The organism is Pseudoalteromonas sp. NZS127_1 (assembly GCF_015864295.1).
GTDB classification, from domain to species: domain Bacteria; phylum Pseudomonadota; class Gammaproteobacteria; order Enterobacterales; family Alteromonadaceae; genus Pseudoalteromonas; species Pseudoalteromonas arctica.
On the sequence record NZ_JADYXO010000015.1, the window covers coordinates 85,248 to 109,259 of the forward strand.

Below are 24,012 nucleotides of genomic sequence, written 5' to 3' on the forward strand. Positions count from 1 at the left end.
GTTGCAGCCTACTTAATAAGCTGCAACATGTAATGACTCAATTTATTACGCTTTATTACGGCGTAAACAAATAATAGTAATTGCAGTAAAGGCTAAAATAAAGCAGTAATAAGAAGACGTTGATACTTCCCACGGGCTAATTTTAAACGTAGCGCCTAACAGTAGCGCTTGTGCGCCATAAGGAAGTGAGCCTTGCGTTACACAAGCAAATATATCAAGCAAACTTGCAGAGCGTTTACCGCTTATTTCACCATCATCTGCCAGCTTTTTAGCAATAGGGCCAGCAACAATAATAGATACGGTATTATTAGCAATACACATATTACTTGTCATAACCAATGCTGCAATACCTAATTGATCGGCCACTTTACGGTGCCATTTTGCGATGATTTTAGTTATGGCTTGAATTTTTTGGGCAATGAAATCAAGGCCACCGTTAATACGAATAAATTCAGATAAGCCACCAATAAACATTGATAGTAAAAATATTTCCTGCATATCGGTAAAGCCTTTGTAAATATCTTTTACAAAGCTTGCGCCTTCATAACTTCCTGTAAAGCCCATTAATGCAGCAAAAATAATACCGCTAAACAACACTACAAATACGTTCAAGCCAGCAACGGCTAACACTAAAATAAAAGCATAAGGAAGTACTAACCAAATATCGTAATCTTTGGTCTCAACTACTTGTGCTGCAGGTGTTAAGTAAAACAACAAGCCAATAGTTAGTATTGCAGCAGGGACTGCAATTTTAAGATTCTCTTTAAACTTGTCTTTCATTTCACAGCCCTGCGTTCGTGTGGCTGCAATAGTGGTGTCGGAAATAATTGATAGGTTATCGCCAAACATAGCGCCAGATACAATCGTACCTGCCATTAATGCTGGATCTATACCGGTTTTAATTGATACCGCATAAGCAATAGGCCCAATAGCACCGATTGTTCCCATTGACGTCCCCATAGCTGTTGATACAACCGCTGCAATTAAAAATAAGCCAGGGAGCAATAACGAAGGTGGAATAAGTGATAAGCCAGCATTTACTACCGCATCTACACCACCAGTTGCACTGGCAACGGCAGAAAAAGCACCTGCAAGTAAGTAAATTAAACACATGGTAATAATATTGTTGTGTCCGGCACCTTTAATAAAGGTCTCTACACATTCGTTTACTGTGCCTTTATTTAAAATAAACGCAAGCATAATAGCGGGTAATATAGCCACTGGAGCAGGAAGTTGATAAAAAGCGTAATCAACCCCTTGCGATTGCAAGTACAAACCAGAGCCTAAAAATAGTGCTACAAAGGTCAGTAGGGGAAGTAAAGAAAGTATAGCTTTGTTTTTATTAAATGATGGCTGCATCATATTCCTCGTAAACAGTTTAGTAATACAACAGCCAAAAACTCCTCTTTTAGCTGAATTTAGCGAGTCACTCTTATTTTATTAATTAAGAAGACCGCAGCGCCCGCAAGCCAAAGACCAAATCGACGCGAAAGAGAAGTTTAAATGTATAGATGGCTAAAGTAAACTGGTATTGTTATTATTATTAAATTAAAAGGTCACCTGACTATTGCATGACTTTTAGATAATATCTACAAAGTAACGCTATTTTCAGCGATTAATATTTGTCCAGTTGCATAAAAATGCCCAAGTGCGTATTTGCAATCCTCCGGATATATACTCAGATTAGTAAAAAACGGATTCAAATTTAAATTAGGTAAAAACAATGACTACAAATCGAATAGGCGTTTTTGGTGCTAATGGCAGAATGGGCTTAGCTCTATTAGAAGCAGCGACAATTAAAGAGCAAACACAACTTACAGGTGCATACGTTCGTAGTAGTTCATCGTTATTAGGTATTAATGTAAACCAAGTAAATAGCGCAGCCGACAACAGTGTTAGCTTTAGCGAAGAAACCACAATAGATAATGTAGATATTTTAATCGACTTTACGCTTCCTGCAGGTATGAAAAATCATTTAAAAACCGCTGTAGCACAAAAAATTCCTATGGTTATTGGTACAACGGGTTTAACAACCGAGGATATGGCGCTACTACACGATGCAGCCAAACATATTCCAATTGTATTTGCCCGAAACTACAGTGTTGGCGTAAATGTACTATTAAACCTAGTACAAACAGCGGCAACTAAGTTTGGTGACGATTTAGATATTGAAATATTTGAAGCGCATCATCGTCATAAAATCGATGCGCCATCGGGCACAGCATTAGCCATTGGCGAATCAATTGCACAGGCTAAAGGCTGGGACCACGACGAGGTTGCTGTATATGACCGCAGCCAAGTGGAGACAGCTAAATCGCAAAATGAAATTGGTTATTCGGTACTAAGAGGGGGCGATATAGTAGGTGAACACACCGCATACTTCGCTACAATGGGCGAAAGGCTTGAATTAACCCATAAAGCAAGTTCAAGAATGACGTTCGCTCTAGGTGCTGTAAGGGCTGCAAGCTGGTTGAAAAACAAACCTGCAGGACTTTATGATATGCAAGATGTGCTAGATCTTAAGTAGTTTAGTTACTTTTTTAACTGTTTGGGTCTAATTTCACCTACAGTGACTTGTTTGTAACAATTTACTAAAAAGTGTTAGACCTAAATAGCAACTTCATGTAATATGCAGCCAATTTGCCAAAAATTACTAAATGCGTGTTTCCAATTATACCCAAATGGCTAGTAAATCCTGGGTTTCAGTGGGAATAAAAATAGTTTTAGGCAAGAAAAAATGATTGAAGGTTTAGCGTTTTATATCGGCATCATTTAAGACTGCGTAAAACTATTTAAGCTCACGAAAATCTAGTTTTGACGATCCCTCTGGGTATTGGCGGGGTGTTAAGCAATTGCTTACTCCCGTTTTTTACTGTTAGGAGGTTTAACTTGACTAAATCCGCTCTGTTAGTCCTAGAAGACGGCACAGTGTTTCGCGGTACTGCAATCGGCGCTGACGGCATGTCAGTCGGTGAAGTGGTATTCAATACGTCTATGACTGGTTATCAAGAAATTTTGACTGATCCATCATACGCGGAACAAATCGTAACTTTGACGTACCCACATATCGGTAATACGGGTACCAACAGCGAAGACGAAGAAGCGAATCAAATTTGGGCTAAAGGCCTAGTGATCCGTGATTTGCCACTGCTAGCAAGTAATTTTCGTAACGAGCAATCGTTAGATGATTACTTAAAAGAACGTAATATTTTAGGTATTGCGGACATCGACACCAGAAAGTTAACTCGAATTTTGCGTGATAAAGGCGCACAAAACGGGTGTATTATTGCTGGCGACGAGCTAGACGAAAGTAAAGCGCTACAAGCCGCGCAAGCCTTCCCAGGCTTAAAAGGTATGGATTTAGCAAAAGTTGTCTCAACCAAGGAAAATTTTGAGTGGCGCGAATCAAGCTGGACATTAGGCGAAGGATTTAAAACTCTTGATGCTGCTGATGAAAAGTTTCATGTTGTTGCCTACGACTTCGGTGTAAAGCGTAATATTTTACGTATGCTTGTAGACCGTGGTTGTAAACTTACAGTAGTACCAGCGCAAACCTCTGCCGCTGACGTACTGGCTTTAAACCCTGATGGTATCTTCCTATCTAATGGCCCTGGCGATCCTGAGCCATGTACTTACGCTATTGATGCAATTAAAACCTTTTTAGAAACCGACACACCAATTTTTGGTATCTGTTTAGGTCATCAGTTATTAGCCCTTGCCTCAGGTGCTAAAACAGAAAAAATGAAATTTGGCCACCACGGCGCTAACCACCCAGTTAAAGACCTAGACCGCGATGTAGTTATGATCACAGCTCAAAACCATGGTTTTGCTGCGCAAGAGTCAAGCCTGCCAAGTACGCTTCGTGCCACGCACAAATCGTTATTTGACGGAACGCTTCAAGGTATTCATCGTACAGATAAACCTGCGTTTAGCTTCCAGGGTCACCCTGAAGCAAGCCCTGGTCCGCACGATGCAGCCCCATTATTTGACCACTTCATCGATTTGATGCAAGCGCGTAAACACTAATTTAACTGGAGTAATAATGCCAAAACGTACCGACATAAAAAGCATTCTTATCTTAGGCGCAGGCCCAATTGTAATTGGTCAAGCTTGTGAATTTGACTACTCTGGTGCTCAAGCGTGTAAAGCACTTAGAGAAGAAGGCTACAGAGTTATATTAGTTAACTCAAACCCTGCAACTATCATGACCGACCCTGATATGGCCGATGCGACTTACATCGAACCAATTCACTGGGAAGTGGTAGAAAAAATTATTGAAAAAGAAAAGCCAGATGCAGTACTGCCTACAATGGGTGGTCAAACGGCATTAAACTGTGCGCTTGAACTAGACAAGCACGGTGTATTGGCTAAACATGGCGTTGAACTAATTGGTGCAACGGCCGATGCAATCGACAAAGCAGAAAACCGCGAACGTTTCGATATCGCAATGAAAAATATTGGTCTAGAGTGTCCTCGAGCTGAGATTGCTCACTCTATGGATGAAGCCAAAGACATCATAACGCGCATTGGTTTACCATGTATTATCAGACCTTCTTTTACTATGGGCGGCACCGGCGGCGGTGTGGCGTATAACTTAGAAGAGTTTGAAGAAATTTGTGAGCGTGGCTTAGATTTATCGCCAACGAACGAATTACTAATTGATGAATCACTGATTGGTTGGAAAGAGTACGAAACAGAAGTTGTACGTGATAAAAACGACAACTGTATTATTGTTTGTACCATTGAAAACTTTGACCCTATGGGTGTTCACACTGGCGATTCAATCACCGTTGCACCAGCGCAAACGCTAACCGACAAAGAATACCAAATTATGCGTAACGCCTCTATGGCAGTATTACGTGAAATTGGTGTAGAAACTGGCGGTTCTAACGTACAGTTTGGTATTAATCCTGAAGATGGCCGTATGGTTATCATTGAGATGAACCCACGTGTATCACGTTCATCTGCACTAGCATCAAAAGCAACGGGTTTCCCAATTGCTAAAATTGCAGCAAAACTAGCAGTAGGTTACACACTTGATGAACTTCAAAACGACATTACCGGTGGCAAAACACCCGCGTCTTTTGAGCCTTCAATCGATTACGTTGTAACAAAAATTCCTCGCTTTAACTTCGAAAAATTTGCCGGTGCAAACGACCGTTTAACTACGCAAATGAAATCAGTTGGCGAAGTAATGGCAATTGGTCGTAATCAACAAGAGTCACTACACAAAGCATTACGGGGTCTTGAAGTAGGCGCTACAGGTTTTAACCCAATAGTGGCACTTGATGACCCTAAAGCAAAAGAAAAAATCATCCGCGAACTACGCGAGCCAGGCGCTGAGCGTATTTGGTACATTGCCGATGCAATGCGCCATGGCATGAGCGTTGATGATGTTTACGAGCTGACTAAAGTAAACCGTTGGTTCTTAGTTCAAATAGAAGACATTTTAAAAGACGAAGCAAAAATAGCGAAAGTAGGCATGGCGGGTTTAAATGCTGACTTCCTACGTAAACTTAAACGCAAAGGCTTTGCAGATCCGCGTATAGCAGAAATTGCAGGTGTATCTGAAGCTGAAATTCGTAAAAAGCGTCATTTATTAAACATAGTGCCAGTATACAAACGTGTTGATACGTGTGCTGCAGAATTTAGCTCAGACACAGCTTACATGTACTCAACTTACGATGAAGAGTGTGAAGCTAACCCAACTGATCGTGATAAAATCATGGTTATTGGTGGTGGTCCAAACCGTATCGGTCAAGGTATTGAGTTTGATTACTGTTGTGTACATGCCTCGCTTGCGCTTCGTGAAGACGGCTATGAAACCATCATGGTTAACTGTAACCCTGAAACGGTATCTACCGATTATGATACTTCGGATCGTTTATACTTTGAACCAATTACGCTTGAAGACGTACTCGAAATCGTACGTGTTGAAAAGCCAAAAGGCGTTATCGTACAATACGGTGGTCAAACACCACTTAAGCTAGCGCGTGAGCTTGAAGCTAATGGTGTGCCAGTCATTGGTACTTCACCAGATGCGATTGACCGTGCAGAAGACCGCGAACGTTTCCAACAACTTGTTGAGCGTTTAAACTTACTTCAGCCAGAAAACGCAACAGTAACTTCAACTGAAGAAGCCTTACTTAAGTCAGTTGAAATTGGCTTCCCACTCGTTGTTCGCCCGTCGTACGTACTAGGTGGTCGTGCAATGGAAATTGTATACGACGAAGATGATTTACGTCGCTACATGACCGAAGCTGTACAAGCATCAAACGAAGCACCTGTATTACTGGACCGTTTCTTAGATAACGCGATTGAAGTTGACGTTGACGCAATTTGTGACGGCGAGCAAGTAATCATCGGCGGTATCATGGAGCACATTGAGCAAGCGGGTGTTCACTCAGGTGACTCAGCCTGTTCATTACCAGCACATTCTTTATCACAAGAAGTGCAAGACGTAATGCGCAAGCAAGTAACCGACATGGCGCTTGAACTTGGTGTTGTTGGCTTGATGAATACACAGTTTGCAGTAAAAGAAGACAAAGTGTACTTAATCGAAGTCAACCCGCGTGCTGCACGTACTGTACCGTTTGTATCAAAAGCTACGGGTGTAGCGCTTGCAAAAGTAGCTGCACGTTGTATGGCTGGTCAGTCTTTAGCAAGCCAAGGTATTACTAAAGAAGTGATTCCTCCTTACTACAGCGTTAAAGAAGTTGTACTGCCGTTTGCTAAGTTTCAAGGTGTGGATCCAATCCGTGGTCCTGAGATGCGTTCAACAGGTGAAGTGATGGGTGTTGGCGATACTTTCGCCGAAGCATTCGCAAAAGCACAATTAGGTGCAAGCAATACTTTACCACGCGGTGGTCGCGCGTTATTATCTGTTCGTAATAGCGATAAGCCACGTATTGTTGAATTAGCCAAAATCATGACCGACTTAGGTTTTGAACTTGACGCAACTGGTGGCACGGCAGAAGCTCTTGAAGAAGCTGGCATTGAAGTACGACGTGTAAACAAAGTATATGAAGGCCGCCCGCATATTCTTGATTATATTAAGAATAAAGAGTACAGCTATATTGTTAATACCACCGAAGGTCGCCAAGCGATCGAAGATTCGAAGGTGTTACGTCGTGGTGCATTGCAAAATAAAACCAACTATACGACAACCTTGAACGCGGCATTCGCTAACTGTACTGCTAACAAAGCAGATGACCGCAGTAAAGTGACGTCAGTTCAAGAGCTACACCTGCGATTGAACTAAGGAAATGTGCCAAGGCCAACTAGGGCCTTGGTGTTAAGTGAGAAAAGTATGCAATCAATTCCGATGACAGTTCGTGGCGCAGATTTACTGCGTAAAGAGCTTAACGAATTAAAAACAGTTACCCGTCCTAAAATCGTAAGTGATATTGCGGTTGCACGTGAACATGGTGACTTAAAAGAAAACGCTGAGTATCATGCTGCACGTGAGCAACAGGGTTTTTGCGAAGGTCGTATTCAAGAAATTGAAGCTAAGCTTTCAAATGTTCAAATTATCGACGTAACTAAAATGCCAAATACCGGTAGAGTTATTTTTGGTACAACGGTGACTATTGTAAATGTAGAAACCGATGCTGAAGTAAAATACCGTATTGTAGGCGATGATGAAGCAAATATTAAAAATAACTTAATATCTGTTAACTCACCTATAGCGCGTGGCTTAATTGGTAAACAAATGGACGACTCAGTGTCTATTCAAACACCAAAAGGTATTGTTGAGTTCGAAATCATTGAAGTTGAGTATCTTTAACGTATAACTCACTTTAACGTTTTAAATAAAAACCGATGTAATTACATCGGTTTTTTTATGCCTGAAATTTAATATTAAAACTTATACCAATTCCAATAAATAGCTGATCTATTTTACTTGCTAAAATAACCCATTTATTTGTTGTTAATTTCGTAAAGGGAACAACCATTTACATCAATTTACGCCTAGAACTGAATTGTTTTTTCGGCGTAAAATTCAGATCACATACTTAATGGAATTGGTATTATTATTTTGCTGACCTCAAAGCATTAGCTCATTTATACATTCATATTGTATAAAGAGTGTACGTGTTGATATAGGTACATAATCACTTTATTAAAAAGGAACACCCATGGCTAATATTCTTTACCCAGCGCCTTTAAAAGTAGGCTCTAAAATTGCAATTTGCTCGCTGTCATCAGGCCTAAAAGAAAAATACCACGGGCGATTAGATATTGTGATAGAGGGATTAAAGCACCGTGGCTATGAGGTTGTAGAGGGGGAGTTTTTACGCCAAAACAGACCACGTAATGAGCTTAATGCTAAAGCCCATGCCGAGCAACTAATGGGTTTATTACTAGATGATGAAATAGATGCCATTATGCCGCCAATGGGTGGTGAGCTGGCAATGGAGGTATTGCCACTACTTGATTTTAACGCGATTAAACAAGCCAAACCTAAATGGCTAGTTGGGTTTTCTGATGTGAGCACGATTGCATGTGCACTCACCGCTAAGTGCCAATGGGCAACACTTCACAGCGCTAACCTTATGCAGCTCCATCCAGATGAAAAAAACGCGTATAGCCTACAAATATTCGAAACTCTTACTTACGAAGCCGGTAGTAAATTTGAGCAAGGGCCTTCTTCTTTATATCAAAAAAACAAGCCTAATTACGCACAAAACCCGAATGAATTACTAAGCCCTAGTGAGCCCACAAAATGGCAATGTTTAAACTATACAGATAAACGCACCATAGAAATGTCAGGCCGCTTATTTGGTGGATGTTTAGATACAGTCGGCTTATTGCTCGACTCACCATTTTTAGCACTGCATGAATTTAAAAAGGACAGTGCACCCGAAGGGCTTATTTTATACCTCGAAAACTCAGAGCTAACGCCTACCACGGTTGCACGATTTTTACTGTCATTAAAATTAGCGGGCATATTTGACGACATCAATGGCTTGGTTTTAGGGCGAAGTGAAATTACACAAAGTCATTATGATGCCTTTGACTATCGTCATGCGCTTGATGTTGCATTAGGCGGGTGTTTATTTCCCGTTATTTTTGATGCTGACATAGGGCACGTTCAACCTAACTTAAATTTAGTTAACGGTGCTATGTGTTCGCTTATTGCTGATATAAATGAAGGTATAGTAAACAGTGCATCGGTAAACATTCAACTTTCGTAGTATTTATGGCATTTAGTTTTGAAAAACAAGTAAATACAGGCGTATAATATGCTTGCAGTAAGTGCTAACGCTTACTGTTAATTCTCAGGGCGGGGTGAAATTCCCCACCGGCGGTATGTTTAATGTTATTTGTAACTTAAATGAGCCCGCGAGCGCTTTATTTAACTTGTTTTTACAGTGTTTAAATAGGTTAAGTAAAGGTCAAGCAGATCTGGTGAGATGCCAGAGCCGACGGTTAGAGTCCGGATGAAAGAGAATATAGCTTATTTATGTACACCAAAACGTAGCTTTTTGGTGAGCATTTTTAATGCTGTTTTGGTTTAATCCATACGATTTTATTTGTATGGCTTTGCCATGCCTTTCTGTGTCCTGAATCTATTATTTTTTATTTGGAATATAATGATGATTCAGTCTCTACTTACTCAATTCGGCGAAAGCCATATCCGTGTACAAAGCGCAATTGCTGCATTACAGCAAGGGCAAGGCGTACTTGTTGTTGATGACGAAAACCGCGAAAACGAAGGCGACTTTGTTTTTTCAGCTGAGCATTTAACGGCCCCACAAATGGCCGAAATGATCCGCGAAGGCAGTGGTATTGTATGCCTATGCATGGGAGAGGAGCGTATTAAACAGCTCGACCTACCGCAAATGGTAACCAATAACACCAGTCAAAATAACACCGCTTATACTGTCACTATTGAAGCTAAGCACGGTGTTACAACCGGCGTATCTGCCGTTGATAGAGTGACTACTATTAAAGCTGCTACAGCCGATAATGCAAAACCAAGTGATTTATCGCGCCCTGGCCATGTATTTGGTTTAAAAGCACAAACTGGCGGTGTGCTAGTTCGCCGTGGTCATACCGAAGCATCGGTTGATTTAATGCAACTTGCAGGCTTAAAACCATTTGGTGTAATTTGCGAACTTACCAACCCCGATGGTTCAATGGCACGTTTACCTGAAGTGAGTGATTATGCTAATAAGCATAATATGACCGTGGTTTCTATTGAAGATCTCGTGCAATACATTCAAGCTGCGCAGCTTAAAGTAGGTTAAATTACTATTTTGTCAGCCTTAGATATATTATAAAGCACGCATCTGTTGCGTGTTTTTTTATGGGTCTAACTTGCACTTGAAATGTAATAGTCACTTGTTTTTATTGACGTTATTTAAGAAGGTTAGCGAAGGAATTGCACTTTCTGTAGCCGCTATAAACAGTACTCTATAAGGAATTACCCCATTAAAATAGATTATTCTAACTATACACTTGAAGAATTGTTCGATGTAAAAGCTAATATAGATAAAGATAAATACACTGAGAATTTCAATGCATTAATGGCTGAATTTTTAAAAAGAGAAAACGAATTAAAACACTATAATGATGCGATAGAAAAAGAGGCTGAGGCTAAAAAAATATTACGAATGACCAGCTGCTCTAATAAAAGAATAGCGGGTGTGTTTTTATTTGGTTTGTGTATCAGTTTACCCTTAATGTTGTTCGCTGAACTGTCGATTTTAAGCACGATTAATCAATTTTACAGCGTGGTACTTTTACTTATGGTGGGGTTGCCTTTATTGCATTCTTTTCGTTATGGCTGGACACTATCTAGATACGGTATAGTGACTGTAACCGACGATGTGTTTTCCTTCACTGTAATGCAATTGTTTTATAGCTGTATTTTTTGTTTAATACTTTTTCTTACCATATTAAGGTGGCCTTAACAGTTATTGCAGCACATTAGTACAGAGTAATATGCTTAGATCCTTGACTGAATATGATTTGTATTTATAAATGTATAAGCGAAAAATAACAGCTGACATACACCAGCTGCTTGGTTTGAAAAATTATAAAACCTGAATAACTTGCTCTTTTGCTAAGCGAGATTTAGGTAATTTAGCATTATAATCCTCAGCGTCATCATGGTAGCCAAGTACTAATGCTACATCACAAATGTAACCATCTAGCTCTTTTTCAAAAACTTCACCAATAAGCTGTGCATCAACGCCTTCCATAGGAGTTGAATCAATACCTAAGCGTGCTGCTGCATGCATTGTGTTACCAAGCGCTATGTAAGTTTGCGCTTTAGTCCACGTTGCGTTATTGCCTTGCTCATCAGTATTCATATCAACAAACGCGAAAGCACCAAATGATTGTTCGCGGTTTTCTGCTTTAGTACGACCGTTTTTAATGTCTGCATCAATTACTTGTGCGTAATCGTCACGTGTATATTTAGGGTTGTAAGCAAATAAAATAACGTGCGACGCTGTTTTAATATGAGGCTGATTAAATTGAAACTTATTAGCAAAGGTAGTATGCATACGTTCTTTTGCTTCATCAGATTCAATTACAACAAACTTCCAAGGCTGCGAGTTAATTGATGAAGGAGAAAGACGCATAGCTTCATATACTACGTCTAGGTCATCTTGAGGAATACGCTTAGTTGTGTAACGTTTAGTTGTGTAGCGTTTTTCTAAATCACTAATAATTGGGTGAGTCATTATTTTTCCAAATAAATAAATTGAGCGAGTTGTTATTAATTGGTTTGAATTTAAATAATTCAATAGTGACCAATCAGTTTTAAATAAGAATATTTTACGGATTTGATAATAGCGCTTGCTTTGCATTTAATAAACATCATAATCATTGAAACATTATCAAATATATATAGATAATATGAACATAGAAGATTTAAAACTTATTCTAAAAGTAGCTGAGTTTAGAAGTATTACGCTTGCAGCTGCTAAATTAGATATGCGCACAGCAACTGCGAGCGCGGTAATTAAGCGTGTTGAGTTAGCACTGGGCAGTGAACTGTTTGTACGTACTACACGTCATTTAAGGTTATCAGCCGCTGGGGAGCGCTATATACCTCAGTGCGAACAAGCTTTAGCAATACTTGAGCAAGCAAAGCATAACCTCAAAGGTGAGCATGACGAAATTGAAGGCGAATTACGTGTTGCTCTTTCATCCGATTTGGGGCGAAATTTAGTTATCCCATGGATTGATGAGCTGATGGATAATTATCCTAAGTTAAGCCTCCGAGCGCATATAAGTGACAGTAATATTGATTTTTATCGTGATTCAGTTGATATAGCACTTCGTTATGGCTCGCCAAGTGACGCTAGCGTTTACGGTTTTAAAATTTGCAACGTACCGCGCTTATTATGTGCAACTCAAGAATATTTATTACAAAATGGCTCTCCTGAACATCCAGACGACTTAGCTAATCACCAAGGCTTATTTTATCAACTGCAAGATATTATAAATAACACGTGGGAATTCACCGATGGCGAGACAAAATATAAAGTTAAAATGGATGGTCGGCGCGCGTCTAACGATGGTGACCTAGTGAGGCGATGGTGTGTTGCGGGTAAAGGCTTAGCAGTAAAGTCAGCACTCGATATAGCCGATGATTTACTCAATGATAGGGTGGTTACTGCTTTGCCAGGTTATCAACACACTAATGGCGAATTATGGCTTATTTGCCCAAGTAGGCAGTCAATAACGCCTGCCGTACGTTTACTACGTGATGCATGCAGAGCAAAATCCCAAGCTATTCTGCAGCAGTTGGTAAATAAAGGAATTATTGATAAAAGCGTACTGAGCTAATTAAGGAAAGATTATTTACTTCCCTAGGCCTTAGATATGCTTTGACATGTAACTGAATTAAATTAAAAATAAAAAGGAATAAATATGAAATTTAATAAATATATAATCATTTTGATGGCGGTCTTACTTGCTTCTTGTAGTTCGTTTGTGAGTAACAATACAGGTAAAAATACACAATCTAGTAGCTTAATGGACTTCTTATATCCTGATCAACAAAGCCGCTCTACCTATAAACCTGAAATACCTGTTTTAAAACTCCCTGTTACCGTCGGAATTGCATTTGTACCTTCTAAAAACTGGCAGCCAGACGGGTTAGAGACCCAAAACCAAGTCGAACTGCTCGAAAAAGTAAAAAAGTCATTTTTACAATATGATTATATTGACCGCATTGAAGTTATACCAAGCACCTATTTAAAGGGTGGTGAAGGTTTTGCAACACTCGAGCAAGTCGGGAGGCTTTACGATGTAGATGTAATGGCACTGGTTTCTTATGATCAAGTTACGCAATCGTATGAAAATAATGCCGCCTTACTTTATTGGACGATAGTGGGTATGTACGTTATTCCGGGGAATGAAAATACAATTCAAACCTTTGTGGATACAGCTGTTTTTGACATTAAAAGTAGAAAAATGCTGTTTAGAGCGCCTGGTATAAGCAAGCTTGAAAAAAGAACAACCGCAATAGGTATTGATGAAACGTTATTTGAAAAGTCGGCAGAAGGTTTTAATCTCGCTGTTACAGATATGACCGCTAATTTAGATGCAGAGCTAGCAAGGTTTAAAACACGTGTTAAAGAAGAGAAAATAGCAAAAGTCGAAAATAAAGATGGCTCTAGCAGCGGTGGCTCTTTGAGTATTTATTTGCTCGTTTTGTTGTCGTTATTAGTTATGCGTAGCAAAAAAGTTTAAAGCAAAAATAACTAAGCACTTTTTAATAATGCCACCTACTTTGAGCAGGTGGCATTATTTTTTATTCGCTAACTTAGCTTAACTTTTTATCAAAAAACTCAATAGTACGCTGCCATGCAAGCTCAGCATTGTCTTTATCATAACGACCTGTAGAGTCGTTATGAAAACCATGATTTGCCCCTTTATACATATGCATAGTGTATTCAACGTTATTGGCTTTTAAATCTTGCTCGTACTGTGGCCACGATGCGTTTACACGTTTATCCAGCTCGCCTAATTGAATCATTAACGGCGCTTTAATATTTTTACGTAAACTTTCACTTGCAGGAGTGCCGTAAAAAGGCACGCCGGCGCTGAGTAAGTTGCTATCTACAGCGGCTAAGTAATTTACAATATAACCACCAAAACAAAAACCAACAGCGCCTAGCTTCCCATTACTGTTAGCATGCGATTTTAAAAAGTGTGCAGCGGCTACAAAATCGTTTTGAATTTTAGCGCGATCCATTGTTTTTTGCATAGCACGACCCTCATCGTCGTTACCAGGATAGCCACCTAGTGGAAATAACGCATCGGGTGCAAACGCAATAAAGCCTACCTTAGCTAAGCGCCTTGCTACATCTTTTACGTAAGGGTTTAATCCACGGTTTTCGTGTACCACAAGTACAACAGGGAGCTTACCTTCTACGTTTTTAGGTACGGCTAAATATCCCTTGCCCTTACCATATCCGTCTGGTGAATCGAATTCTTCGTACGTTGCCGTAATATCGTCATCATTAAACGAGACTTGCTCAGCAAGCGCGTAATTAGGTAATAGCGCTGATGTAAGTACAGCCATCGAAAAACCAAGCGCAGCTAAACCACCGAGTTTTTTCATAAACGTACGTCGGTCCATTAAACCGTGTGCGTATTCGTCATACCAATCAAAGGCTTCTTGAGGGATGTGATCTGATTGCGAGGTATTCATGGCTGTTCCTTAATTTTATTATGTTTATTTATTATTTAAATACCATAACGTATTAGGGATAAAAAACGAGCAATATTTCTCTCAATTATTAGGACTTTTGATGGAGTCTATGTGCTAAAAAATAAGTAATAGAAGGAAATAGGTGAATATCATTTTTAAGATAAAAATAAAAAGCTCGGCATAGAGTATGCCGAGCTTTTTTGGTTGGGATATTACTTAATTTAGCTATTAGTAGGCGCTGGTTGGGCATCTACAAGTGGCGGCTTGCCACGCATTTTACGTACTAATCGCTTAGCATCTTCTAGCGCAACGTACTGGCACGGTATAAGTATCAGTGTAATTACGGTGGCAAATAACACACCAAAAGCAAGTGATACAGCCATCGGGATAACAATTTTAGCTTGTAAACTCGTTTCAAAAATAATTGGCATTACACCAATAAAGGTAGTGATTGAGGTGAGTAATATTGCTCTAAAGCGACGAGCACCGGCTTGCATTACAGCATCCTTAATCGAAACACCTTCAGCGCGGGCTTTGTTTACAAAATCAACCATAACGAGGGAATCATTTACGACCACACCCGCTACAGCAATAATGCCAAACATCGATAAGCTACTCATGGTCATACCTAAAATCATATGGCCAAACATAGCGCCCACTACACCAAACGGAATAACCGACATTATAATAAGTGGCTGCGAGTAAGAGCGAAGTGGAATCGCCAATAAAGCAAATATAATCATCATTGATATACCAAAGTCACGAAGCTGTTCTGAAGCGCTATCCATCTCTTCTTGAATGCGCCCAGCTACATCACTTGTAACGCCAGGGTAGCTTTTAAGTAATGTTGGTAAGTATTCATCACGAATTTCTTCTGCAATTGCAAATGGTTCGGCTTGGTCGGTATTTACCGCAGCCCATACGTTTACAGTACGTTTAGAGTTTTCGCGGCGAATACGGTTTACACCGTCAACCAGCTTAACTTCGGCTACTTCACTTAGCGGTACTTCAGCGCCTGTAGGTGTAATAATACGCACACTTGCTATGTCACTTATTGAGTTACGTTCGTCTTCTGGATAGCGAATCATGACTTTAATTTCTTCGCCTTCACGCAATATTCGCTGCGCTTCTAAGCCGTAGTAACTAAAGCTAACTTGCGATGCGACATCAGCAAGCGTTAAACCCATGCTGTAAGCGAGTGGTTTTAAATCAAGTTGCACTTCGTCGGTAGCGCTTTGCATTGAATCGTTTACGTCGCCAACGCCTTCCATTGTTTGTAATTTGGCTTTTAATTTACCAGCCACTTCTTTTAGCTCGTCAGCATTTTTGCCTTCAAGTTTAAAGCTAACGTCGCCATCATCTCGACCGCCATTCATTATACTGTCTTGAATGGTCATGGTTTTAATGCCTGGTAGGGCGGGCATTTGCTCGCGCCATAATGCACTTAGGGCAAAGGTGTCGATAGGGCGTAAGTCAGGCTCTACCAAAATGGCCATAATATTTGCTTGCGTTCGTCCGCGCAGGCTTACCGATAAATCGCGGATCATCGGTTTACCGTATTGCTCTTGTAGTTGCTGATCGACCTTTAACAACACGCTTTCTATTTTACGTGCGGTTTCAAGCGTTGCTTGCTCAGACGAAGCAAGGTTCATTTCTATATCAATACGCGGAAAGTCGTGCGGTATTTTAGGGTTTGGTACAAATTTAACTAAACCACCTGCAAACATACCTGCGCTTACAATAAGCAAACACATAAAGCCAACAATTACGGTATAGCGATAGTGAATACAGCGGCCAACAAAAGGAAGGTAGTAGTTGTTCACAAAGCCTTTTAAGCCACTATCAATCACCATACGTAAGCGGTGTAATAGATTTTTAGGATTTGGTTTACGTGGGTTCATTGCTGCAATGTGCGCAGGTAAAATAAGCTTTGATTCTATGAGTGAAAAAATCAAACATAAAATAATAACGCCACCAATTGCCTTAGAAAAAGCAGCGCCAGGGCCTGTTGCCATTGTTTGCGGTAAAAATGCCGCAATGGTCGTTAGTACACCAAAGGTTGCTGGCATCGCAACACGTTTTACACCGCGTACAACATTATCAAGAGTGTGGCCGTATTTTTCTATTTCGGCACTGGCTGATTCGCCCACAACTATGGCGTCATCAACAACAATCCCGAGTACAAGTATAAAGGCAAAAAGAGAGGCTAGGTTAATTGTTACATCTAAAAAGCCAATAGGCATAAACAAAAAGGCGCCAAGAAAAGACACCGGTAAACCCATCATTACCCAAAATGCTAAGCGCAGCGGTAAAAACAATGCTAGTACTATCATTACTAACAAGCCACCCCAAATCATGTTATCGACCATCATATCGAGTCGACCTTCAAGGTAGTAGGTTAAATCAACAATAGGGGAGAGCTTAACGCCTGCAGGTAAAAGTGGCTCTTTAGCGGCCATGTAGCTTTTAAGGACTTTTGCTACATCGGTAATATCTTGATCTTTTGATGCGTTAACTTCAAACGAGAGTGAATTTTTACCATTGTATTTTGAATACTGTAAGCCTTCTTCAAAGCCATCATTAATAGTTGCAACATCGCCTAAGTAAATTTGTGCGCCATCAGCAAGGGTAATAAGGGGGAGCCTTTCAAACTCAAAGCCACGGTAGGCTTGTTTTTCTACACGCATCGAAATATAACCGTTTTCAGAGCGTATTTGCCCCGCCGACATATTTGCCGAAAAGCTTTGCACAGCGCCTGCAATATCTCTAAATGTTAAGCCATATTCGCGCAGTTTATCTGGGCTGACTTCTATACCAATTTCGTACTCTAAACCGCCGTTAAAATTAACCAGGTTAACGTGAGGCAGCGCTTGTAACTCATCTTTTATATCGTTGCCAAGCTCTTTTAACTGGTAGTTACTCATGTCGCCATAAAGCGCGAGTATCATTACCTCTTGCTCAAACTTATCACGGCGAACAACAGGGCGTTCCATTCCTGCAGGAAAGGTATTTATTGAATCAACTTGTACTTTAATTTCATCAAGTACTTCTTGTGGATTGTATTGCTCTTCTATTTCAATCCACGCTTGAGAAAAACCACGATTAGAGTAGGTAATTAGGCGTTTAATGCCTTCAAGACCTTCAAGGTTTTCTTCAACTTTAATCGTAATTCCTTCTTCAACCTCTTGCGGGGCAGCCCCAGGATAAACTGCTTGTACGCTTATCCAGTTGCTTTCAAATTGTGGGAACATTTGTTTGCGAATGGTCATCGCCATTAAAAGACCGCCCACTAATATAAATATCATTAGCAGGTTGGCAGCAACGGGATTGCGGGCAAACCATGCTATTAACCCTGTTTCACGAGTGTTCATGGCTATTCCTCTTTCAGCGCAAGTTGAGTAATGTCAGTTTTATTAGGCGCAATATCTTCAATTTTTACTGCCATACCTTCAGTTGGATACTCAAGCGCTGAGGTAATAATTTGCTCGCCGTTTTTTAAGCCTTGGCTGGCTATAATCATACCGTTTTGTTCGCGTATAATATTGAGAGTTTTAAACGATAATGTTAAATCGTCATTTAAAATTACAATTTTATTATCTTTAACTAAGTGGTGCGCAACAATAATTGCGTTATCAAGCGGGCGACCTTCAATGGTAGCATTAATGTACGAACCAAAACGAAGAGGGCGCGTTTTATCGCCGTAAGGTGTTGCCAGTTGTGCTACCAAATAGCTCATGCGGCTTGTTTGATCAACCACACCTTCGGTGCGAATTACTTTGGCTTGCCACATTGTTTGCTTACCCGCGTATTCTGCGTTAAATGTAACATTTGAGCCTACGCCGCCATTTTTTAAATATTGCAGTTCTTGGTCGGCAACGGGTAAACGTACCTCTGCAACTGAGGTTGCACTCAATGCACCAAAACTATTACCTGGGTTTACTACTGAACCTAAGCTAATTGTGCGCTCGTTAATAATGGCATCATATGGGGCTTTAATATAAGTACGTTCAAGGTTGCGGCTTGCACGTTTAACACTTGCTTGAGCAGAGCGGTAACGCGCGAGCTTTTCGGCCAGTTGTGGTTTACGTAAATAAAGCTCTGATGCAATAGCATCGCTAGAGTCGGATTTAATACGTTCCCATTCTGCTTTCGCTACATGCGCTTGTGCGCGTTCTATTTCAAGTGCTGAGCTTGCTTGAGCTAAACCTGCTTGCGCTTCGATAAAGTCAGCCTCGTAATCATTTGCATCAATTCGTGCTAAAATATCGCCTTGCTTTACAAACGCGCCTTCAACAAATTGATCTGACACCAAAATAACTTGCCCACTTACTTGTGCTATTAATTCGGTACGATCTTTTGGTTTTACTATGCCGTACGATTTAACATCGAGCGTTATAGAATCTAAGAGTATGCTTTGGGTCGCAACTAAAGGTCGAATGTCTTGCTCAGGCTTTTCTTCTGGTGGCTTTTTCATGGCCATAAAGGCGAAAGCTAAAGCAATACCGCCTGCTAAAACTGCAATTGGGAGTATTATTTGTTTTGTAGTAGCCACAAGGCATTCCTTCATAATTGGTGGTGACAGAGCAATAATACGCAATAAAGTGTTTACAAGGCGTTTTAAGATGTAACAAAGCATTACATATGTGTATTGCAACTTAGAGTGTGGCTAATTACGTTCTTAAAAAGGAATAAAAGTAAGTGTTTTTTATACAGAGGATATTATGAAAACAGAATCAATGACTTGCAGATTAGGCTGCGGTGCATGCTGTATTGCGCCAAGTATTAGCTCCCCAATACCAGGAATGCCAAACGGTAAAAAGGCCGGAGAGCGCTGTATTCAGCTAGATGAACGTAATTTATGTAAGTTATTTGGTGATTCAAGCCGACCTAAAGTATGTAGTGATTTTAGCGCCACGCTTGATGTGTGCGGGTCAACAAATGCACAAGCTCTAGCGCTTATTACAGAGCTTGAAGAGCTAACTTAATCCTCGTTTTTAATACACATCTATTTACAATATATTATTAATAAAAATCTTCATAAGGTTATTAAAAGCAGTCGTTAATTTATTTAATGGCGAAATATTAGACATATTTAATTTTGTTGCTAATATAGGAAATTGTAAGATACTTTTTATAAATCTCATTTATAGGTGATTTCGTTCAATCTTAATTTTTAAAAGGAAAGAAAAATGAAAAATTTACTTACAGCATTTACATTAGGTGTGACTTTATTAGGTTGTTCAAACTTACCCATTAAAACCGATATTAAAGAAGGCCACTTTAGACTCGAAAACTTTAAAAGAGAGCAGGGAGTAGATCTAGAATATGTCCACTTGATGTGCTTTAACAAAAAACCTACACAATGGGCTGAACCAAAGCAGTATATCAGTGGTGAGCATGATTTATGGGTAAAGGCGAGTGTTTCAAACCCTGATGTTTTAAATAGTCAAAAAGAAGCTTTTGTTAATTTTAACGTTAATTTAGATTCTGATAAAAGCTACATGCTAAATAGAAAAAGGGAAGGGGATAAAATATCAATCTGGATACAAGAAGTTGAAACCGGTACGGTTGTTTCGCAGGTTCTTACAGATGAGCTTAGTCGCCCTTTACAAATTGATAATGAACTAAGAAAAAGACAATGTCGTTCTGGTTCAATATAAGCTGAGTAATCAAAGCTCTTAATATTTAGTATGTCGTTTATTCTTTGCTAAATATTTATTCAAAGACCTGTTTTAAATAAACAGGTCTTTGAATGTGATAGCTCAATTCTACCAACTATACGTTGCGCTTAACGTATATTGCTCACCTCGCCCTGGTGTACCAGGTATCTCTTCAAACGATTCACCCCATAAATTATCTGCTGCTAACGTAATAAATAAGTTTTTCACCATAGGTGGTGTAATTTTTAACGTTAAATGAGTAAATAAAGCATCGTCGTCACTACCGCGTAGCGCATTTTCGTGCTGTTTGCGCCACTCGTTATCTATTCTAAACTGCAATATATCAGTAGGATTCCAAACTGCGCCGAGTGTTAGGCGGTGATCAGGGAAGTTTAATGCGTAAAAACTAGCGTCAATATCTGCCGCACCGTAGTTTTCTGATTTATGAAGGTAGGTGTAACTCGCTACAATTTCGGTGGTTTCAAAGTGTTTAGTTGCTAAGAACTCAATGCCCGTCGTATTTATATCTACAGGGTTTGCAAAGCGCGCAGAGCTTGAATCAAAATTAAACGTCCAATCGGTTAAGTTGTCATCTTTACGATAAAAAATAGCCGAATTAAGTTGCCAAGTTTGCTCATCAACTAATAAACCCAGCTCTAGGCTTTTAGTCGTTTCGCGCTCAAGGGTGTAATTACTTCTAAATAACCCGCCTGAATCACTTCCGCCAATGGCGGTATAGCCTGCCACTTGGCTTGCCTCTGCGTACGATAAATAAAACGTGCGCTCAAAACCTTTGCTGTTTTGTGTATTAAGCGTTATATCACCAATAAGTGACAGTTCAGAGTCGTCTCTATTTGTATCGTCAAACGCAGCACCTAAACGAAATGTAAGTTGTTTATTATCCTCAAGCGCCATTTTGTATTCAGGCAATACGCTTAATTTATAATACTTACGAGAGGTAAAGTTGTTTTCAAGCGTGGTAGATTCAATTGAGTCGTCAATAAACTGTGCTGAATAATTTACAGCAAATACATCGCTTTGAGCATGATGCCCCGATAGCGCTAACGACTTAACTTCACTTTTGTGGAACGCTTCAAAAGCGCTTGGATTTTCGCGAGAGTAAATATAATGATCGTCGTGTGTGCGGTAATAAGCCGATACTTCAAAGTTACTATCCTGCGCATAATTTTGCTTATGGTTTAGCATTAATAAGCGGGTTTCTAGCTCTTCTGTTTCGTTAACGCCAAATGGTGTGTACAAATTTGGCCAGCCAAAAAACTTATCTTGTGAGCCAAAAAACAAATCGGTTTGAGAATCAGCGCCAGCTAATTGAACGCGACCCGATGCACGCGTAAAGTCGTGATCGCCGTTATCAATAGTGCCATCGCTTTGTGAGTGAGAAATCTCGCCTTCAAAACCAAGCTTCCAATCCTTTGCGCCTTCAAGGGGCATACTTACACCTGCATGTAAGCTTTGTAAGTTAAAATCGTTTGTGCCAGTACCTACCGATACACTGCCGCCCGTGCTAATTGGTTTCCAGCCAAATGATACAGTGCCTACAGAGCTATTAGCACCATTAAGCGCATTGTCTGCGCCTGTTAAAATATAAGGGCCGGTAAGCATTTTCGGTGCAATAGGAATTTCAGCAAAGTAATGACCAGACTGTGGGTCAAGTAAAGTAGCACTGCCAACCCTAAAGCCGGTATTTTCAAAAATACCACCACGTATAGTTACATCGGCTTGCGCTTCAGCCATATTACGTGATTGCAAATCAACACGTGGGTCATACTCTAAATTAGATACTGGAGAGTCAAATGTACCTACAGGTAATGTGTTTGCAGTGGGCGATGCCTCAACCGTTATTTTTTCGATTGCCGGTAATGTTTCAGTTTTATCAGTTACAGCTTCGCCGTAGGCAAAACTGCTCGCGCTGCATAGCAGTGCAGGGAGTATAAAGTGCGGTGACCATTTCATGTTGTGTGTCTCATTTTTTATATGCAATTACGGTAACAATTAAATTCAGAACACACTTTTAAGGCGTGATAAAATAATTCAATTAAACAACTGCGATTTTGGCGCGATTGTACATTAATTCATTAAAAACTGCATTTGATAATCATTTGCAAAGTTAATGCATCTAACAAATTTGGTCACATTTATTATGAATATAAAACAGCAAGATACTATTTACTTTGCAGGTGGCTGCCTGTGGGGTGTGCAAGAGTTTTTAAAGCACTTACCTGGTGTAATAAGTACTGAAGCAGGGCGGGCTAATGGAACAAATGATAATACACAAGGCGAATACGACGGTTATGCTGAGTGTGTAAAAGTAATATTTAGTACAAAATCGGTTAGCTTAAACGAGCTGTTTGGCTTCTTTTTTGAGATTATTGATCCGTATAGCGTTAACAAACAAGGGGATGACGTAGGCCCTAAATATCGCACTGCCATTTATAGCAAAAGCCAAGATCATTTAAAGGTCGCTAGCAATTATATAAGCCAGCGAAGTGATGCCGATAAAATTGTGGTAGGGGTAGAGCTGCTAACTAACTACGTGCCAAGCGATCCTGAGCATCAAGACCGCTTAACTAATCATCCTGATGACTATTGCCACATACCGCTTGAGTTACTGCATAAGTATAAATCGTAACTTTAACGCGGTGTTTTTGTAGACGTGCAGCTTGCTGACGTGACGGGCGTAGCTCGTAATTACTTTATTTTAAAAGTTCCAAAAATACACACCTACAAAAAAGCTCACGTACAGTGAGCTCTTTTAAAACTTACTTATAGCTAATTTTAACTTACTGCTGCTTTTGCGGCGGGAAGTTACTTAATATTTCGCTCACTGTTTTATTAATTGATGCTTCACGTTGTTCTGGCGATTGATTTTTCTTTAATCGGCCTTCTTTTGCGCCGCGCCATACTAGCTGGTTAGATTCACGATCCACAATATCAATAATCAGTGTACCCACTTCGTATTCACGCGCAGTTGTATCGCGTTGAAAACCAGTACCCCAATAACCCCAATGCGGGCGGTAGTTTACATTAAATGTATCTACTTCAAGCTCTTTGTCTACCGATGCATGATAGTTAACAAGTACATCAGCTTGCGCTGCATCAACTAAGCTCATACCTAATGTTTGGCTCAGCTCTGCGTTAACGGCAGTGCGAACACGCTTTTCCATCAGGCCATTAATTTGATAGTTATTTGTGTCTTTAGTTAGGCTGGCGTTTTCTACCCAAGCAAATGTTTTAAAATTACTAAAGTTAGCTGATTTATCGTAATCCCAATCTGGGGTTTGTGTACAGGCTGTAAGAAGTGCTAGCGCTGCAACAATAAGTATATTTTTCATTACGTTTGCTCCAATAAAATGCATTAATTTAAAATAACACACATAGTTTAAATGTGTATTATTTAAACGTCCTAAATATTAGTCTAATTGTCAGGGCGTGTTGACCTTTCGTGGTTGAATTTGCAGCAGTATGTTTGGTATTTGGGCAAGGCAGAGCCTATGTAGTGTGGTTATTCCCCATAAATAGGTGATAACGCAGCATAAATGCCAAACATGCGCTGCGCGAAGGGTTCTGCCTAGGGGCAATTAACTCTTTATTGCTCGGTTTTTACTTAGCCCACTAGGTTACAAACCTCACGCTGCGATTAAATTGCCCCTA

Annotated in this window: 19 protein-coding genes and 1 riboswitch; of the genes, 12 read left to right on the forward strand and 7 right to left on the reverse strand. The window is 40.0% G+C overall.

The window, feature by feature from the left end; translation table 11 throughout:
- Positions 1-45: 45 nt before the first annotated feature.
- Positions 46-1,359, reverse strand: a complete 1,314-nt coding sequence (locus I6F50_RS13955) for a Na+/H+ antiporter NhaC family protein (RefSeq protein ID WP_007584540.1) — start codon at positions 1,357-1,359, stop codon at positions 46-48.
- Positions 1,360-1,723: 364 nt separating this feature from the next.
- On the opposite strand from I6F50_RS13955, the gene dapB reads away from it, so the two are divergent.
- From dapB to I6F50_RS13990, 7 genes are all read left to right on the forward strand, one after another.
- Positions 1,724-2,527, forward strand: coding sequence for a 4-hydroxy-tetrahydrodipicolinate reductase (gene dapB / locus I6F50_RS13960; RefSeq protein WP_197176506.1), 804 nt, complete (start codon positions 1,724-1,726; stop codon positions 2,525-2,527).
- Between the two features lie 362 nt (positions 2,528-2,889).
- Entirely contained in the window at positions 2,890-4,026 is a 1,137-nt protein-coding gene (gene carA, locus I6F50_RS13965) for a glutamine-hydrolyzing carbamoyl-phosphate synthase small subunit (protein ID WP_197140097.1), read from the forward strand.
- 16 nt (positions 4,027-4,042) lie between these two features.
- Entirely contained in the window at positions 4,043-7,261 is a 3,219-nt protein-coding gene (gene carB, locus I6F50_RS13970) for a carbamoyl-phosphate synthase large subunit (RefSeq protein WP_197176512.1), read from the forward strand.
- Positions 7,262-7,309: 48 nt separating this feature from the next.
- On the forward strand, positions 7,310-7,786 hold the full coding sequence (greA, locus tag I6F50_RS13975) for a transcription elongation factor GreA (protein WP_165741007.1): 477 nt from the start codon (positions 7,310-7,312) through the stop codon (positions 7,784-7,786).
- A 352-nt stretch (positions 7,787-8,138) separates the two neighbouring features.
- Positions 8,139-9,197 (forward strand): S66 peptidase family protein, encoded by a 1,059-nt coding sequence (locus I6F50_RS13980; RefSeq protein WP_166420692.1) that lies wholly within the window; start codon positions 8,139-8,141, stop codon positions 9,195-9,197.
- A 76-nt stretch (positions 9,198-9,273) separates the two neighbouring features.
- Positions 9,274-9,459, forward strand: a riboswitch (FMN riboswitch).
- A gap of 140 nt (positions 9,460-9,599) precedes the next feature.
- Positions 9,600-10,253: a 3,4-dihydroxy-2-butanone-4-phosphate synthase gene (gene ribB / locus I6F50_RS13985; protein ID WP_165728274.1), complete on the forward strand. Its 654-nt coding sequence runs from the start codon at positions 9,600-9,602 to the stop codon at positions 10,251-10,253.
- A gap of 279 nt (positions 10,254-10,532) precedes the next feature.
- Positions 10,533-10,919: a hypothetical protein gene (locus I6F50_RS13990; protein ID WP_165728247.1), complete on the forward strand. Its 387-nt coding sequence runs from the start codon at positions 10,533-10,535 to the stop codon at positions 10,917-10,919.
- 123 nt (positions 10,920-11,042) lie between these two features.
- On the opposite strand, the gene I6F50_RS13995 is transcribed toward I6F50_RS13990, so the two are convergent.
- A complete protein-coding gene (locus tag I6F50_RS13995) occupies positions 11,043-11,696 on the reverse strand; it encodes a nitroreductase family protein (protein ID WP_197118862.1) in 654 nt (217 codons plus the stop codon).
- 175 nt (positions 11,697-11,871) lie between these two features.
- Between I6F50_RS13995 and I6F50_RS14000 the strand changes: the two genes are divergently transcribed.
- Together I6F50_RS14000 and rhlP are read left to right on the forward strand one after the other, a co-directional pair.
- A complete protein-coding gene (locus I6F50_RS14000; RefSeq protein WP_197118861.1) occupies positions 11,872-12,807 on the forward strand; it encodes a LysR family transcriptional regulator in 936 nt (311 codons plus the stop codon).
- 84 nt (positions 12,808-12,891) lie between these two features.
- Entirely contained in the window at positions 12,892-13,716 is an 825-nt protein-coding gene (gene rhlP, locus I6F50_RS14005) for a rhombotarget lipoprotein (RefSeq protein WP_197118860.1), read from the forward strand.
- Between the two features lie 73 nt (positions 13,717-13,789).
- On the opposite strand, the gene I6F50_RS14010 is transcribed toward rhlP, so the two are convergent.
- The 3 genes from I6F50_RS14010 to I6F50_RS14020 all read right to left on the reverse strand — a co-directional run bounded on the left by I6F50_RS14010 (position 13,790) and on the right by I6F50_RS14020 (position 19,232).
- Positions 13,790-14,680: a dienelactone hydrolase family protein gene (locus I6F50_RS14010; protein ID WP_197118859.1), complete on the reverse strand. Its 891-nt coding sequence runs from the start codon at positions 14,678-14,680 to the stop codon at positions 13,790-13,792.
- A 221-nt stretch (positions 14,681-14,901) separates the two neighbouring features.
- Positions 14,902-18,051: an efflux RND transporter permease subunit gene (locus I6F50_RS14015; RefSeq protein WP_197176514.1), complete on the reverse strand. Its 3,150-nt coding sequence runs from the start codon at positions 18,049-18,051 to the stop codon at positions 14,902-14,904.
- A 2-nt stretch (positions 18,052-18,053) separates the two neighbouring features.
- Complete coding sequence (locus I6F50_RS14020; protein WP_166420695.1) at positions 18,054-19,232, reverse strand: efflux RND transporter periplasmic adaptor subunit; 1,179 nt, start codon at positions 19,230-19,232, stop codon at positions 18,054-18,056.
- Between the two features lie 169 nt (positions 19,233-19,401).
- Here I6F50_RS14020 and I6F50_RS14025 point away from each other — a divergent pair, with 169 nt between their 5' ends.
- Positions 19,402-19,665, forward strand: coding sequence for a YkgJ family cysteine cluster protein (locus I6F50_RS14025; protein WP_165741452.1), 264 nt, complete (start codon positions 19,402-19,404; stop codon positions 19,663-19,665).
- Positions 19,666-19,869: 204 nt separating this feature from the next.
- On the forward strand, positions 19,870-20,340 hold the full coding sequence (locus I6F50_RS14030) for a hypothetical protein (RefSeq protein ID WP_165739874.1): 471 nt from the start codon (positions 19,870-19,872) through the stop codon (positions 20,338-20,340).
- A gap of 108 nt (positions 20,341-20,448) precedes the next feature.
- Here the strand turns inward: I6F50_RS14030 and I6F50_RS14035 are convergent, their stop codons facing one another.
- Positions 20,449-22,314 (reverse strand): TonB-dependent siderophore receptor, encoded by a 1,866-nt coding sequence (locus I6F50_RS14035; protein WP_197176516.1) that lies wholly within the window; start codon positions 22,312-22,314, stop codon positions 20,449-20,451.
- Between the two features lie 187 nt (positions 22,315-22,501).
- On the opposite strand from I6F50_RS14035, the gene I6F50_RS14040 reads away from it, so the two are divergent.
- Positions 22,502-22,990 carry a peptide-methionine (S)-S-oxide reductase gene (locus I6F50_RS14040; protein ID WP_165728256.1) on the forward strand — a complete coding sequence of 163 codons (489 nt, stop codon included), beginning with the start codon at positions 22,502-22,504 and terminating at the stop codon, positions 22,988-22,990.
- Between the two features lie 151 nt (positions 22,991-23,141).
- On the opposite strand, the gene I6F50_RS14045 is transcribed toward I6F50_RS14040, so the two are convergent.
- Positions 23,142-23,693 carry a DUF4136 domain-containing protein gene (locus I6F50_RS14045; RefSeq protein WP_166420701.1) on the reverse strand — a complete coding sequence of 184 codons (552 nt, stop codon included), beginning with the start codon at positions 23,691-23,693 and terminating at the stop codon, positions 23,142-23,144.
- Between the last annotated feature and the right edge of the window lie 319 nt (positions 23,694-24,012).

Bases quoted from the DNA above. Each gene is read 5' to 3' on its own strand.
- I6F50_RS13955 (WP_007584540.1), bottom strand. From the start codon at position 1,359: ATGCAGCCATCATTTAATAAAAACAAAGCTATACTTTCTTTACTTCCC.
- dapB (WP_197176506.1), top strand. From the start codon at position 1,724: ATGACTACAAATCGAATAGGCGTTTTTGGTGCTAATGGCAGAATGGGC.
- carB (WP_197176512.1), top strand. From the start codon at position 4,043: ATGCCAAAACGTACCGACATAAAAAGCATTCTTATCTTAGGCGCAGGC.
- greA (WP_165741007.1), top strand. From the start codon at position 7,310: ATGCAATCAATTCCGATGACAGTTCGTGGCGCAGATTTACTGCGTAAA.
- I6F50_RS13980 (WP_166420692.1), top strand. From the start codon at position 8,139: ATGGCTAATATTCTTTACCCAGCGCCTTTAAAAGTAGGCTCTAAAATT.
- ribB (WP_165728274.1), top strand. From the start codon at position 9,600: ATGATTCAGTCTCTACTTACTCAATTCGGCGAAAGCCATATCCGTGTA.
- I6F50_RS13990 (WP_165728247.1), top strand. From the start codon at position 10,533: ATGGCTGAATTTTTAAAAAGAGAAAACGAATTAAAACACTATAATGAT.
- I6F50_RS13995 (WP_197118862.1), bottom strand. From the start codon at position 11,696: ATGACTCACCCAATTATTAGTGATTTAGAAAAACGCTACACAACTAAA.
- I6F50_RS14000 (WP_197118861.1), top strand. From the start codon at position 11,872: ATGAACATAGAAGATTTAAAACTTATTCTAAAAGTAGCTGAGTTTAGA.
- rhlP (WP_197118860.1), top strand. From the start codon at position 12,892: ATGAAATTTAATAAATATATAATCATTTTGATGGCGGTCTTACTTGCT.
- I6F50_RS14010 (WP_197118859.1), bottom strand. From the start codon at position 14,680: ATGAATACCTCGCAATCAGATCACATCCCTCAAGAAGCCTTTGATTGG.
- I6F50_RS14015 (WP_197176514.1), bottom strand. From the start codon at position 18,051: ATGAACACTCGTGAAACAGGGTTAATAGCATGGTTTGCCCGCAATCCC.
- I6F50_RS14025 (WP_165741452.1), top strand. From the start codon at position 19,402: ATGAAAACAGAATCAATGACTTGCAGATTAGGCTGCGGTGCATGCTGT.
- I6F50_RS14030 (WP_165739874.1), top strand. From the start codon at position 19,870: ATGAAAAATTTACTTACAGCATTTACATTAGGTGTGACTTTATTAGGT.
- I6F50_RS14035 (WP_197176516.1), bottom strand. From the start codon at position 22,314: ATGAAATGGTCACCGCACTTTATACTCCCTGCACTGCTATGCAGCGCG.
- I6F50_RS14040 (WP_165728256.1), top strand. From the start codon at position 22,502: ATGAATATAAAACAGCAAGATACTATTTACTTTGCAGGTGGCTGCCTG.
- I6F50_RS14045 (WP_166420701.1), bottom strand. From the start codon at position 23,693: ATGAAAAATATACTTATTGTTGCAGCGCTAGCACTTCTTACAGCCTGT.